This window comes from Dyadobacter sp. HNCC25DJ185, from assembly GCF_056895195.1.
The window spans coordinates 110,085-123,944 of sequence record NZ_JBXHAR010000003.1; the positions used below are offsets into that span (position 1 = coordinate 110,085).

Annotated in this window: 10 protein-coding genes; 4 read left to right on the plus strand and 6 right to left on the minus strand. The window is 46.0% G+C overall.

Annotated elements, in window-relative coordinates:
- Positions 1-231: 231 nt before the first annotated feature.
- Entirely contained in the window at positions 232-2,658 is a 2,427-nt protein-coding gene (locus tag AC1XUF_RS09020; RefSeq protein WP_483341415.1) for a TonB-dependent receptor, read from the minus strand.
- Between the two features lie 571 nt (positions 2,659-3,229).
- Here AC1XUF_RS09020 and AC1XUF_RS09025 point away from each other — a divergent pair.
- The 3 genes from AC1XUF_RS09025 to lolA1 all read left to right on the plus strand — a co-directional run bounded on the left by AC1XUF_RS09025 (position 3,230) and on the right by lolA1 (position 7,617).
- Positions 3,230-4,261, plus strand: coding sequence for a quinone-dependent dihydroorotate dehydrogenase (locus AC1XUF_RS09025; RefSeq protein WP_483341417.1), 1,032 nt, complete (start codon positions 3,230-3,232; stop codon positions 4,259-4,261).
- Between the two features lie 38 nt (positions 4,262-4,299).
- Positions 4,300-6,825, plus strand: coding sequence for an FtsK/SpoIIIE family DNA translocase (locus AC1XUF_RS09030; protein WP_483341419.1), 2,526 nt, complete (start codon positions 4,300-4,302; stop codon positions 6,823-6,825).
- Between the two features lie 141 nt (positions 6,826-6,966).
- Positions 6,967-7,617: an outer membrane lipoprotein periplasmic chaperone LolA1 gene (gene lolA1 / locus AC1XUF_RS09035; RefSeq protein ID WP_483341421.1), complete on the plus strand. Its 651-nt coding sequence runs from the start codon at positions 6,967-6,969 to the stop codon at positions 7,615-7,617.
- 85 nt (positions 7,618-7,702) lie between these two features.
- On the opposite strand, the gene AC1XUF_RS09040 is transcribed toward lolA1, so the two are convergent.
- The 5 genes from AC1XUF_RS09040 to AC1XUF_RS09060 all read right to left on the minus strand — a co-directional run bounded on the left by AC1XUF_RS09040 (position 7,703) and on the right by AC1XUF_RS09060 (position 12,994).
- On the minus strand, positions 7,703-8,170 hold the full coding sequence (locus AC1XUF_RS09040; RefSeq protein ID WP_483341423.1) for a ferritin-like domain-containing protein: 468 nt from the start codon (positions 8,168-8,170) through the stop codon (positions 7,703-7,705).
- A 204-nt stretch (positions 8,171-8,374) separates the two neighbouring features.
- Positions 8,375-9,469 (minus strand): DNA topoisomerase IB, encoded by a 1,095-nt coding sequence (locus tag AC1XUF_RS09045; protein ID WP_483341425.1) that lies wholly within the window; start codon positions 9,467-9,469, stop codon positions 8,375-8,377.
- Positions 9,470-9,614: 145 nt separating this feature from the next.
- Complete coding sequence (locus AC1XUF_RS09050) at positions 9,615-11,903, minus strand: ATP-binding protein (RefSeq protein WP_483341427.1); 2,289 nt, start codon at positions 11,901-11,903, stop codon at positions 9,615-9,617.
- A gap of 11 nt (positions 11,904-11,914) precedes the next feature.
- The gene (locus tag AC1XUF_RS09055; protein WP_483341429.1) at positions 11,915-12,523 is read right to left on the minus strand and encodes a biliverdin-producing heme oxygenase; all 609 of its coding nucleotides are present in this window, start codon (positions 12,521-12,523) and stop codon (positions 11,915-11,917) included.
- Between the two features lie 27 nt (positions 12,524-12,550).
- Positions 12,551-12,994, minus strand: a complete 444-nt coding sequence (locus tag AC1XUF_RS09060) for a response regulator (RefSeq protein ID WP_483341431.1) — start codon at positions 12,992-12,994, stop codon at positions 12,551-12,553.
- Between the two features lie 293 nt (positions 12,995-13,287).
- Here AC1XUF_RS09060 and AC1XUF_RS09065 point away from each other — a divergent pair, with 293 nt between their 5' ends.
- Positions 13,288-13,851 (plus strand): DUF4142 domain-containing protein, encoded by a 564-nt coding sequence (locus AC1XUF_RS09065; RefSeq protein ID WP_483341433.1) that lies wholly within the window; start codon positions 13,288-13,290, stop codon positions 13,849-13,851.
- Positions 13,852-13,860: the final 9 nt, after the last annotated feature.

The following is a 13,860-nucleotide window of genomic DNA, read 5'->3' on the forward strand; positions in this document are numbered from 1 at the left end:
CATTCCATTATAGGCCAATACAAGTTATTTGGGGGAGGTATTGGGGAATTCGTTATCGTGCCTATTTTAATATTGCCCGTTTTTAATGGCGGAACAGTGCAGCGGGTGCATTTGGGCGACCGTGCAGGGCGATCTTCACGGGGCAAGAGCCTAATTTTCTAATGCGCTGAAAATGAAAAAGGAAGGGCAATATCGAGCCCTTCCTTTTCGCAAATTGCGTAACGTATTATATTAAGCGTCGTCGCCGCTTGCGGATATTTTACCAAATCTGTACTGGAATGTCAGATTAACCAGCCTGTTGGTCTGGTGCCAGTTGGATTCTTGAGAATAGGTAGCTGTGCTCAGCTGGCTCCTGTAATTCCTCGATAAGAAAATGTCCTGCACATTGAACGAAATTGTTGCTTTTTTTTCCAGAAGATCTTTTCGGATACCCATATTGGCGATAAAAACACCCTCCCGGGTACCCTGGGCGATGGCGCGAGGGCCCTCGTAGTTTACATATGCCGAAGCACGAAAGTCCATCGGGAGTGTGATGAAGGCATTCAGGTTGCCCGAGTAACTCCAGGTGCGGTTATCGATCTGGGCAATTGCAGACACTACTTCATTGCGGAAAAAACGGCCGCTTCCATTGAGTTTCAAAATGTCTCCGAATTTTTTAGAGAAATCGGTTTCAAAACCATAAGAAAGCTCACGACCAACATTGTCGTAGCGGGTTAGAGAAACACCGTTTTCGTCGATGGTACGTATCTGGGTTATCGCGTTATTGGAGTAATTCATAAACAGTGAAGGACCAAAACCACCTGATTCTTCGTAGTTGGAATACCCCATTTCTGCGTTATGGGTGAATTCAGGTCGCAGGTTTGGGTTTCCGGCTTTTACGTTTCGCGGATCCGATACGTCGGTATAGGGATTGAGCCAATCTGCCTCGGGACGCTGCACGCGGCGGCTGTAATTCAGCTTCACCTGCGATGATTCGCCTAGTTTGCGCGTAAGCGCCAGCGAGGGCACGAGCGTAAGAAAGTGCACCCCGAATTCATGGTTGATGCTGACCTGATCGATATTCTGGTTATAACCTGTTACACGCAAACCGGCGCGCATTCCCCATAGGTCCGTTTTTTGGGAAAAAGTCATAAATCCTGTATATGTAGCGTCGTTGTAACTGAAAACGTTACTGATATTGGGATCAAATACGTATGCACCGGTCTCTTTGTTCATATTGTAAAAGGCATTGGTATTATCATTCGAGCTCGTGCGGACCCGCATACCTGCTTCCAAGGTCGCTTTGGGCGTGATAGGCCATGTATAGTCGGTATTAAGAAAAAGGGACTTACGGTTATTATTGCGGAGGTTCTGTTGGTTTTTCATCAGGCTATCAATCTGGCTTTCCTGAACAAAATACGATTCACCGTCGGACCCTCCCAATGAGTAGCTTGAATTGAAATTGAACTGGTGGTCCTTGTCTGCGAATTTCTTCCGATAGTCGAGGCTGAAATTCACATTATCCCCATTTCCCTTACTGTTGTTGATACGTCTGAAACTCTCCGAAACTACTCCGGGCGTCAGGCTGTTTTCATTGAGTATATTGCTGTTATTGCGACTGTTATCGAGCGAATAATTGACGCCTGCTTCCAGCGAATTTTTTTCATTGATATCATAATTTACACCAACCCGTCCGAATGCGTTTTTGCCCTTGTTAGAACCTGTCCCGGATTGATTCAGGTAGGAAGCGCTTTCGGAAATGAAATTCTGGCGGTTGAGGTTACGTTCCCAAGTTGTTCCCCTGGTATTGCCGCTTAGAGACGCGTTCATACCGAGTTTTCCGGCACGATAGCTGATGTTGGCCGAAGCGTTATGGTTTTCTTTGTTTCCAAGGCTCAGGCGCATACCGCCATTGGTACCACGGATTTTTGACTTTTTAGTGATGATATCGATCACCCCGGAAGCACCCTCCCCTTCATATTTGGCAGAAGGCGTCGTCATGACGTCGATGCGTTCGATCAGGTTGGCCGGGAACGATTGTAAGATGGTCGGGAGATCGCTGCCGTAAAGGTTGGAAGGCTTGCCGTCAATCAGTACAACCACATTTCCTTTCCCACGGACCTGCGGATTTCCGTTTTCATCCAGCGAAACGGCAGGCACTTTTTCAAGGAGGTCACTCACATTGTTGCTGTTGGCAAGCAGGTCCTTTCCGATGGTCACCATTTTCTTGTCTATATCATCAACAATCATGCTTTTCTCTCCCTTCACAACTACTTCGTTAAGTTTTTGTGCTTCGGCCTGAACGACAATATTGCCCAGGTCCAGAATGTTTCCTTCTGCTGCTACTTTTACATTGGCGACAAAACGGGTTTGGTAACCCATATTGGTGACCCGGAGAATGTAGTTGCCGGGAGGTACATTGGCGATTGTAAAAACGCCATTTTCATCTGCAACAACACCGTTGGCAATAGACGAATCTTTGGAAGCTAATAAAGCAATGGTTGCGAAACTGACCGCCGTATTGGCCGGCGATTCCACAACTTTGCCTACAAGCTTACCGCCATCGGCCAGAGAGGTTGTTGCAATATTTGCGGTTGTTTTATAACTATTTGGGGCGGCAAAAAGAGAATGGCATAGCACCAGCAGCGCAATGATATTCAGGAAACGGCTATTTTTCACGGGTATAGGTTTTAATTTTTATTAGGAGTTTAGTTGAATTACTAGGTGTAGCGCGTGATGAATAGGATAAATCCGTTTTTACGATCATTTTGTCAAACTGAGCTTACCCCGAAATTGGTAACGCACCCGATCGTAAAACAATTACATAAAAGTATAAAAAAATTAAGATAGGGGTTGCTAAAATTTTGGCAGAGGTTTTGTTTAATCATCACGTATTTCCAGGCAACGGAGTCCTTTGGTATATTTGGCTAAATGGTGGATGTAGGCTTTGCGTCAAATCAGTAGGTTAAACTTTATCAATCCTCTGAAGCGCATAATGCGGCGGGGCGGTTAAGGGAAAAGAAGTTTTTAAAATCGTCACAAGGTTCGCTTTTATACTCAGGTAAGGACAGATAGGAGAGTGTTGGAAGCAGGTTAGTCAAATTTGCCGATCGTAAAATATATCTGCTAACGTTTTCGGCGAGTCAGAATAAGAATGGCGTTACTTACGTCTACTTGAAAGAGCTTTCCTGACAAAATAAAAACCCCTGCCCATTCAAACCCTTCCTGCCAAAGATGATACATTTGCAGCATGTACAAGATTCTGATCTCCCCGATACTCTTCCTGTTTGATGCTGAGCGGATCCATTACTTTGTAGCCGAGGTATTGCATTTCGCGTTTAAAATTCCTTTTGTTCCCCAGATATTACGATCTATTTATACCTTCGAACATCCTGATTTAGTGCAGGAAGTAGCCGGTTTGCGGTTCAGGAACCCGGTTGGGCTGGCGGCGGGATTCGATAAGAATGCGGAAATGGTGGATCAGCTGGAAGCATTGGGATTCGGTTTTATCGAGATCGGGACAGTAACCCCGCGGCCGCAGCCAGGCAATGATAAGCCAAGGCTCTTTCGTTTGAAGAAGGATAAGGCCCTGATCAACAGGATGGGTTTTAACAATAAGGGGGCCCAGGTCGCCGCCGCAAAATTAGCGAAGCGAAAATCAAAGATTTTAGTCGGAGGGAATATTGGTAAGAACAAAGATACCCCAAACGACCAGGCGCTAAGCGATTATCTGATTTGTTTCAGGGAATTGTTTGACGTGGTTGACTATTTTGTGGTAAACGTAAGTTCTCCTAATACTCCCGGACTGCGCGATTTGCAGGAAAAGGAGCCGCTTACTGCATTGCTGATGGAGCTGCAGAAAAAGAACAAGGAAAAAGTTAATCCCAAACCCATATTTTTAAAGATTGCGCCGGATCTGACGCTCAGCCAGCTGGATGATATCATTGACATCGTAAAACAAACGGGCATTGCGGGCGTTATCGCAACAAACACGACGATCAGCAGAGAAAACCTGAAAACCAATAAGGCGGAAGTGGAAAAGCTAGGCGCAGGCGGTTTGAGCGGGGCGCCACTGACACAACGCTCGACAGAAGTAATTCGTTACCTTTGCGAAAAATCCAACCATGCGTTTCCGGTCATCGGCGTTGGTGGCATCGCAACGCCGACACAGGCCCTGGAAAAAATGGAGGCCGGTGCAGGATTGGTTCAGGTATATTCCGGCTTTGTTTACGAAGGGCCCGGAATTGCAAAAAATATTTGTAAGGCGCTGGTTAACAAGTAATCTGAGCAAAAGTAATCACGCATTCCATAGCCTAATAAATGTCAGTTAATAAGCCAAGAGGAAACACACCGCGTTCAAAAACAGAGGAAGCGACGGGTTCCCGTTTTAGTTTATCTTTCGATTGGGAGCAGTTTTTCTCCAGTCCAAAGAATACGCTGGCGTGGGGTATCTTCTTCATTCTGCTAGGGATCATTCTAGAAATCTCTTTTGTGTCCTATGTCATCACAGGCCTTTCGGACCAAAGTGTGATTGATGGGTTGAGCGAACTCTCAGTAAGGGATGCAGGCAAACAAACCCGTAATTTTTTCGGTGTGCTGGGCGCCGTGGTTTCACATTTTTTTGTCTACCGCTGGTTTGGGGTAGGTGCCTTGCTGCTCCCACTGGTACCCATTGTAGCAGGCTGGAAATTGGCATTTGCCAGGGAATTTCTTCCTTTGTCCAGAACCACCAAAGAGGTAATCTTCTTCACATTGTGGATCAGTGTGCTGATGGGCTATGTGGTGATGATGAGCAACACCGAAAATAACCTGAGTTTTGTTTCGGGAGGGATTGGCTACATGGTCAATGTCGCTTTGTTCGACTGGCTCAAATGGGGAAGCGTTATCCCGATCGTTTTTGCATTGTTTGTTTTCGCTGTTTTCTTCTATGATGCCCGGTCAACCTTTGAGGCCTGGCAGCTCAAAAATGCGCGGCTGGAAGAATCCGATGAGCTGGCCAATGACGCGACAGTCGCTGCAGAAGCGGACAATAACAAAGAACCTGAGAAGGTTGGCAATTTCGTATCTGTGGTTAACGATACCTACGACGATTACATCCAGCCTGTCGAGGCTGAGCCAGAGCCACTGCCATCGAAAACAGAAAAGCCGGTATTGGAGCCAGGGAATGGACAGGTGACGAGTATTCCCTTTGTGAAGCCAATTCCCATACCCGTCGTGGCCGTTGATACCAAACTGGAACTGGAAGTAGAGGATACTACGCAGGCGGCGGAACCAGTGGACGAAGAATTGGAAGATGAGGATATCAATACATCCATATTAAGGGAGTTTGGACAATACGATCCCACACTGGACCTGCCGACTTACAAGTTTCCAAACATTGATCTCCTGAATGAGGTCTTTGAAAACCAGCATGAAAAAGTCAGCCACGAAGAGCTGGAAGGGAATAAGACTAAGATTGTTGATACGCTTGGAAGTTATGGGATCAATATTTCTAAAATCAAAGCGACCATTGGGCCAACCGTTACACTTTACGAGATTATTCCGGAAGCCGGGGTCAGAATATCGAAAATTAAAAACCTCGAAGGCGATATCGCGCTGAGCTTGGCCGCACTGGGGATCAGGATCATCGCTCCGATGCCTGGTAGGGGCACGATTGGGATTGAGGTACCCAATAAAAATCGGGAGACCGTATTTGTCAGATCTGTTTTAGCAAACGAGCGTTTCCAAAAATCCAACTACGATCTTCCTATTGTGCTTGGAAAAACCATTTCCAATGAAATTCACATCGTGGACCTGGCGAAAATGCCCCACTTGCTGATGGCAGGTGCCACCGGGCAGGGAAAATCAGTTGGACTGAACGTGATCCTTGCTTCCCTGATTTACAAGAAACATCCTGCTGAGCTTAAATTCGTTCTTGTGGATCCCAAAAAAGTGGAGCTGACCCTTTTCAATAAGCTGGAAAGGCATTTCCTTGCTAAGCTTCCCGGTGCAGAGGAAGCCATTATCACCGATACTAAAAAGGTGATTTTTACCCTGAATTCCCTGTGTATCGAAATGGATTCGAGGTATGATCTGCTCAAGGAGGCTGCGGTAAGGAACCTGAAAGAATACAATGCAAAGTTTGCTCAAAGAAGGCTGAGTCCTGAAAAAGGCCACCGCTTCCTTCCATACATTGTTCTTGTAATTGATGAGTTGGCGGATCTGATGATGACCGCAGGTAAAGAGGTAGAAACGCCGATTGCACGCCTGGCGCAGCTGGCGAGGGCAGTGGGGATTCACCTGGTCGTTGCGACGCAAAGGCCTTCTGTGAAAGTCATTACCGGTCTGATTAAAGCGAACTTTCCGGCCAGGTTATCTTTCCGGGTTACATCCAGTATCGATTCCCGGACGATCCTGGATATGGGCGGCGCAGAGCAGCTAGTGGGGCAGGGTGATATGCTGCTGGCCATCAACTCGGAGGTAATCCGCCTTCAATGCCCGTTTATCGATACCCGCGAAATCGAGGATGTATGCGAATACATTGGATCGCAACGCGGATATGACGAAGCTTATGCGCTTCCGGAGTATGAAGGGGAAGACGCGGCCGAAGGAAAAGCGGATCTCAATCCCGATGATTTTGACGGTTTGCTCCCCGACGCTGCCCGCCTGATCGTTACGCACCAGCAGGGTAGTACTTCGTTAATCCAGCGTAAAATGAAACTGGGATATAATCGCGCGGGCCGGATCATGGATCAGCTCGAAATCCTTGGCGTAGTGGGGCCATTTACAGGAAGCAAGGCCCGGGACGTGATGTTTCACGATCTCAGCGGGCTTGAAGAACATCTCCGTGTAATGGGAGTAAGCTAGTGGCAGGAGATGCAATTTTTCCCAACATATAAAATTTGCTGTTAAACCTTCCTTGACAAGGTTGGTCTAAATTTTGTAACATTATATATGACCTCACGTATTCCCTTATAAATTAACCCACTAAAAGCCAGAATGTTTAATATGAAAAACGTTAAAATGAAGTATTACACGATTGCCATCATGTTGGTTGCTTTAATGGCCTCTTTTACATCCCATGCACAGGGAGATAAAAAGTCATCTGCAATCCTGGAAGCAATGAGTAAGAAGTATCAGCAGATCAAATCCTTTAAGGCTGTGTTTACTTATACCCCCAAGGGCGAGAAACCATTGAAAGGCGAAGCTACCGTAAAAGGTACCAAATTCAGACTGAAAATGGCTGGTCAGGAGATCTTCAATGATGGTAAGCTGATGGCGACTTATATTAAAGAAACGAATGAGGTCAACCTTCAGGATCCCGACCCGACAGCGGGCGGTGACCTCGACCCTACCAAGATATACTCCGCTTACAAAAAAGGGTTCAAGTATATCTTTTTGAAAGAAAAAAAGGAAGGGACTAAAGCATTGGAGGTAGTCGAGCTGACTTCAACAAACAAGAGCAGCCAGGTTGACAAAGTAGAAATTGAAGTAAATAAGGTCGATAAATCGATTAACAGCTGGAGAATATTTCATAAAAACGGACAGGAAGTGGTTTATAAAGTGGAGCAGTTTCAGCCCGATGTGAATGTAGCCGACAGTTTTTTCGCTTTCAATTCCAAACAATATCCGGGCGTGGAAGTGGTGGATCTCCGATAAACTTTGAATGCTAGCTTGGATACAAAAAAAGGTGAAATCGATCGATTTCACCTTTTTTGATAGCATGCGTTCGTGTGGCAATACCTTAATTCACCGCTTCATGCAAGTCACGGTATTTTTTGATCAGGTTGTGTGACTCAAGCAATTCGGCTTTTTGGTTGGCGATAATCTGTCTTACGTTGACAGGGAGATCTACGTCTGAGGCCAATGCGTCATCATAAGCTTCCTGCGCAGCGTCTTCGCCATACTCGCAGCTTTCCAGAACGGATGTCCTGTCATGGCCTGTGAAAGTTGCTTTGATATCCATCCATACCCTATAAATTTTACCTGAACTGGTAGTTCCGGTTGCTACGTCGCCGCCCAGGGTTCTTACCTCTGCACTAAGTTCATTGATATTTTCACGGCTTTCGTTGGCCATTTTCTGGAAGATACCTTTTAAGTCCACGTCGATATCCTCCACTTCGTTAATAGCTTTTTCATAACCGTCGATACGATCATTGTTGATTCTGATCAGGTCATTCAGGACCTCGACAAGATTTTCATTGGTTTCCATACGAATTAAATTTATAGTTTGTGATAATTTTTAATGGTTTGATTGGGAGAGATAAAATCTTGTGCCATAAACTGAAAGGTGTCTTTGTGCGCTTTTCGGGTGAGAATTTCAGACGTATATGTTGCTGTTTTTACCCGCGCTGCAAGGCGGCATTCCCTTGTCACCACTTCCAATGTTCCTGACCCGCTGGCGAACCCACAATTCTTAGATCTGGTGCGCCAGAAGCGATTTTACACGCTGTTCGCTTGCTGAGAAGAATCGCATTTCGTCGGTGGGCTTATTCAGGAACCGCTGGATCTTACCATTTTCGTATGCCCGGAAAACCGCCGGATGTACGTAATATTTCTTGCAAACTGCCCTGGTATTGCCCAAATGCGCTGCCACAACATCCAGGCAGGTATTGACGGTTCGTGTATATTGTCTCTGCGACTGATGTTTCTCCTGCATACTCAGGTATTCGAAAGCTGTGACTGTACCCATCCATGTGCGGAAGTCTTTGGCCGAAAAATGGGAGCCTGTGTGCTCACGGATATAGTCATTTACCTGCCGTGCATTTAAAGCGCACCTTCCATTTTCGGTTGTGTACTGGAAAAGTCTTTTTCCGGGCAGCTCTTTGTATTGCTTCACGAGTCTCGCCAACTGGGCGTCCCGGAGTGTAATATCTTGTTTGATTCCTTTTTTTCCGGTAAACATGAACCTGATTCTGCTTCCAGTGACCGTCGCGCAACGTGCGTCCAATGTGGTGATGCCCGAAGATCCATGTTTGACCTTATATCTTTGGTTACCTACCCGGATACAGGTTTTATCCATGAGCTTGATCACCAGCGCAATGGATTTATGAAGATCCAGGTCTCTTTTTCTCAGATCGTGTTCCACCCGTTCGCGCAGTAGTGGGAGTGCTTCGGAAAAAGTCAGCAACTTATAATATTTCGTTTGATTGCGGATCAGGTTCCAATGCGGGTGGTAACGGTATTGCTTGCGACCTGCATCGTCTATGCCCGTAGCCTGCAGGTGCGCATTTGGGTCGGAGCTGATCCATACGTCCTTCCAGGCTGGCGGGAGGACCAGTGCTTTGATTCTTTGGATGATCTGCTTATCCGTTAATCGCTCGCCCTTTTTGTCCTGATAATAAAAGCGGGGAGATTTTCCCTTGCGAAAAAAGCCGGGTGCCTCTCCCGATATATAGTTTAATCCTGCCGCCGAGGCGGTCAGGGCAGGGTCTTTTCTGAGCTTCTTGAATTGTCTGGACGTGATAACAGGTTCTGCTGTTAACGTTCCAACGGCTGCGGCTAGCGACATGTGTGGTTTACATTAAACTGTGTGCCGCGTTTGCATAACAAAGTGATACCAGTTCAAAAGTGCATTAAAAAACCTCAGCCGTATTTCTTTTCGAAATATGGCTGAGGAAGTATGTACTCAATTTGATCCAGTGTTGACCGGCGGTTTATTCAACAGGGAAATAAACGCTGAAGACCGAACCTTTATCCAATTCGGATTCGGCCAGGATAAAGCCTTGATGGTTTTCCATAATCTTCTTACAAATCGCAAGTCCGATGCCCGTTCCCGGATATTTGTGTGCGGGATGAAGCCTTTGGAAGACATCAAAGATCCTGTTTTTGTATTCCGTTTCAAATCCGATACCATTGTCTTCAAGAGAAATTTTGTAATAATCGTTACCCTTGACAGCCTTTTCAGCAGGGATTTCTGCCCCCGTAACTGCCTCGGACGTAATTCGGACAATTGGCTCAATCCCTGGTTTTGTAAACTTGATCGCGTTGCTGATAAGGTTCACGAGAAGCTGGCGCACCTGGAACGGGATTACAGAAAGAACGGGAAGTCCTGCCGACTTGATAACGGCTTTCTTCTCTTCAATGGCGTCACTCAGTTCGTTAAGAACCCCTGCCAGGATCTCGTTAAGGTCGGTCTTTTCAAAAACCTTTTCCATGCTGCCAGCCTTGGAGTAGGCCAGGATATCTTCAATGAGCAACTGCATTTTCTCGGCTGCAAACCGCATCCTTTCTACCGAGTCTTTCACTTGCAACGATAGGTCCGGATCTTCCCGGTCAAGTACCTTCGATGCGAAAATCTGGATTTTTCGCAATGGCTCTTTCAAATCGTGCGTGCTGATCCAATTCAGATTGGCAAGCTCTTTGTTGGCAGTCTGGAGCTCCTCATTCAGTATCCGGTTTTTATCTTCCTGCTTCCGTATCAGTTGGAAATTAACGTGCTTCTGCAAGGCATAGGAAAAACTGCTGGCTGCGTTCAGTTCTGACTTTCTCCAGGGCAGGCTTTTATTTTTGACCACCTCCATCCATAGCTCAAAGGATTTTCGCGGAGACAAACGTACGCCGTCCTCATTAGGCAAGATAGCTTTGTCCGGATTTCCCGCCCAGTTGATGGTTTCGAGCTTCTCTTTTCTGAACCAAATTATACCGTCCTGATTGCCGGAAGCCATTGAGTGGTAAATGATCCCTGCCGCGAATTTGGCTATGGACTCGCCCTGCGGATAAATTTCAATCAGGCTGTTGGTGTGAAAGCCGTTGTTGGGGTACTTTTTTGCCAGGAATTTTAATAAAGGAAGTAACTCGGTTTCCGCGGGCAGAACCCCGTTTTTATATAAAACCCCGTTGTAGTAAACGACGGCCCCGCTTGCGTTGGCCAGTGCCAGCAGTGATGTAGACTGGTGGCAGGCTTCGAGGAAATTCTCGTTTTCGTGCAGCAAAGTCAACGATTCCACCAATGCTTTATCTACCTGCTGGGTTACGTCAAATTCTTCGGCAACCTCACGCACGGCGATCTGTGATGTCAGAAAATTACCCTGTAGAAGTGCCGATAGCCTGGTGTAGTGCGGAAGGATTTTAGGCGAATAATGATGGCAGGCAATGAGCCCCCACAGTTTCTGGTCTTTTAGTAAAGATATGGTCAGCGTTGCGCCAACACCCATGTTCTTGAGATACTCGATATGGATCGGGGACACACTTCTCAGGATCGACAGGCTTAAATCAAGGGATTTGTTGCTCTTATCGGAAGCGTCATCAACCGTCAGCAAAGGTACCGGCGTATAATGTATATCCGCAATCATCCGCAGCGGATTGCGGATGTAAAGCTCTCTGGCCTGAACAGGGATATCTGTATGCGGATATTTCTGCCCGGCAAAAGAATTCAGGTCCTCGCGCTTGCTTTCCGCAATCACTTCGCCATTATAATCCTCGTCAAATTTATAGATCATGACCCGGTCATACCCAGTAATCGACCGCGTTTTATTTGCGATTTCCTGACAAAGCTCGGGCAGGTAGGTCGATTTTTCCATGATGGAAACAAACGTCCTCGTCTGGTTATAGAGATTGGGCAGATTGAGCGTCCCGTCCGGGAACGGTTCGAGTTCTAGGATCAAGTTTTCGCCACTTTCATGGACCGTCGTATTGTAGGGGATTTCATTAAACGTAAATACAAAAGGCTGGGCGGAATCGATCTTCCCAACGCTGACGTATTTGTCAAATTCATCTTGTTCAGCAGCGGAAAAAACTTCCCATAGCGACTTTCCTAAAACCATCTCAGGGCTTAACCCGATGTAATCGGACGTGTTGCCGCTGCAATATTCGATGAGGTTTACTCCTTTTTTTAAGCCTAATAAAAATCCGTGTGGCTGAATACTGCCTGGAATGTGTATAGGTTCGCTCTCGCAGTTTGTCAGGTTGACAATATCCCGGTTGACGATATCTTTGATATTCATTATGCTGCTATTCAATTACTGCTGCTGAGCCAGTTGTCTATGGCTGTGAATGTTTGTTTTGCGCTTTCGATCATTTGCTTACCTTCAGTGGATTCAGCAGCAAATTGTGTAAAGCAAGAGATGAAAGATTTCCACAGCGTTCCGGTTTGTGGACCGTATCCCCAAAAATAGGCGGCACCGTTCTCAGGCTTGAGCCCGAGCGTATCATGAATGTGCTTGTAAAGAATCTTTCCCCCCAGGGTTGATCCTTCCAGCACATACATTGCTCCGAGCGCCTCGGCCGTTGTAGAAAATTTAAACTGATAAACCGGTAACGAGTCGATTTCTGAATCAGATAGCCCGGTTGCCGCCAGGTCTTCGATGATCAGACTGGATTTATATCTGTCCGCAAGATCAGTTATCACATGACTGATGGCCGGAAACACCTGGTCTTCGCATGCGATAACTACGCCATACATTTTGGCTAAGTACTTCTGATAGTCGCTTAAAGTCACGGCGGGATCAAGAATTGCTTTTGAGAGCTTATTATCTTCCAGCTTTTGATGGCTGTACGATGTTTCTTGCCTTAGATTTTTGATAAAATACTCCTGATCCTTGCTGAAGACAGTCGGTTCACTCATATAAATGAAAATTCAATACCGGTAATTTTAATTGGTAATCAAAAATTGTTCCACATCGAAAGTATTGCTTCTTTCGAGCCGTTGAAACAGGCATTTTTTCAGAATCTCCACCAGACCGTCAAAACTGGTAGGCTTTTGAATATAAAGGTTCGCACCACCTCTGTATGCGGATTCCCACAGGTATTGTGCGACTGATGTGGAAAGTATGATGATAGGCGTTTTCTCGAATCCGGGTGTCGACCTGATTTCTGTCAGGCATTCAAGGCCATTTTTCACCGGCATGTTCATATCGAGGAAGATTACATCGGGCTTGGCCGTTTCGCTGTCAAGGATATTCATAAGCTCCATCCCATTGTCCGCGATGAGCAGGTCCATGGGCACAGGCAGCTGCTGCAGAGCCTCCTGAAATAAAAAAGTATCGTCGTCGTCGTCGTCCGCAAGAAGAATCCGAAAGGATTTAACGTAACTCATTATAGGTTTAAACAGCGGGGGTCTGGTTGATCAATGGCAAGCAGCATTCGCTTTGAAGAAGCAATGTGTTTTCAAAATTAATACATCTTTCATCAAGAATAAATATATTCTTCAGTAAGACCAAAATAGCAAAAAGCGAATGGGTGAACGGTAAAAGGCAAAAAACGGGATGCTAGCATTTGAGGGACTATGGCGTGCTTGACATGCAATCGGTGAGCGTTTGACTTTTCGTGGGTTCTGGCATGCTTTTTTAAAACCATGTCGCCATAAGTCACAAAAAAATGAAAGTAAAAATGAAAAAGATAACATTAAGTGCCCTTGTTTTAGCCTCGATGATGGCATTCACGGCATGTAACAGCAACAAGTCGGAAGACTCGAAGGAAGTTGCAGAGGAGCAAAACGAACAGAAACTGGACGATACAAAACTGGAAGATGATTCGGAATTTGCCGTTGCAGCCGCAGATGGCGGAATGATGGAAGTTAAACTTGGGGAGCTGGCTCAAGCCAATGCTTCAAGCGAAGCTGTCAAAAAGTTTGGAGCCACGATGAGCAAGGAACACGGTGCAGCGAATGACGAACTGAAAGCGCTTGCTGAAAAGAAAAATATCTCACTGCCTATGGCATTGAGTGACGACAAGCAAAAAAAATACGATGACCTGGCTGCAAAAAAAGGAGCTGATTTTGATAAGGCTTACATCTCATTTATGGTTGATGATCACAAAGAGGACATCAGTGAATTCGAAGAAGCTGCAAAAGATGCCAAAGATCCGGACGTTAAATCCTGGGCAGCTGGTAAAGTGCCCGCTTTAAAGCACCATCTTGAAATGGCAGAAGCAATTAACGACGCTAAAAAATAACAGGCCAAT

Excerpts from the sequence above, each read along its gene's own strand:
- AC1XUF_RS09065 (WP_483341433.1), top strand. The coding sequence starts at position 13,288 with ATGAAAAAGATAACATTAAGTGCCCTTGTTTTAGCCTCGATGATGGCA.
- lolA1 (WP_483341421.1), top strand. The coding sequence starts at position 6,967 with ATGAAAAACGTTAAAATGAAGTATTACACGATTGCCATCATGTTGGTT.
- AC1XUF_RS09050 (WP_483341427.1), bottom strand. The coding sequence starts at position 11,903 with ATGAATATCAAAGATATCGTCAACCGGGATATTGTCAACCTGACAAAC.
- AC1XUF_RS09025 (WP_483341417.1), top strand. The coding sequence starts at position 3,230 with ATGTACAAGATTCTGATCTCCCCGATACTCTTCCTGTTTGATGCTGAG.
- AC1XUF_RS09030 (WP_483341419.1), top strand. The coding sequence starts at position 4,300 with ATGTCAGTTAATAAGCCAAGAGGAAACACACCGCGTTCAAAAACAGAG.
- AC1XUF_RS09045 (WP_483341425.1), bottom strand. The coding sequence starts at position 9,469 with ATGTCGCTAGCCGCAGCCGTTGGAACGTTAACAGCAGAACCTGTTATC.
- AC1XUF_RS09060 (WP_483341431.1), bottom strand. The coding sequence starts at position 12,994 with ATGAGTTACGTTAAATCCTTTCGGATTCTTCTTGCGGACGACGACGAC.
- AC1XUF_RS09055 (WP_483341429.1), bottom strand. The coding sequence starts at position 12,523 with ATGAGTGAACCGACTGTCTTCAGCAAGGATCAGGAGTATTTTATCAAA.
- AC1XUF_RS09040 (WP_483341423.1), bottom strand. The coding sequence starts at position 8,170 with ATGGAAACCAATGAAAATCTTGTCGAGGTCCTGAATGACCTGATCAGA.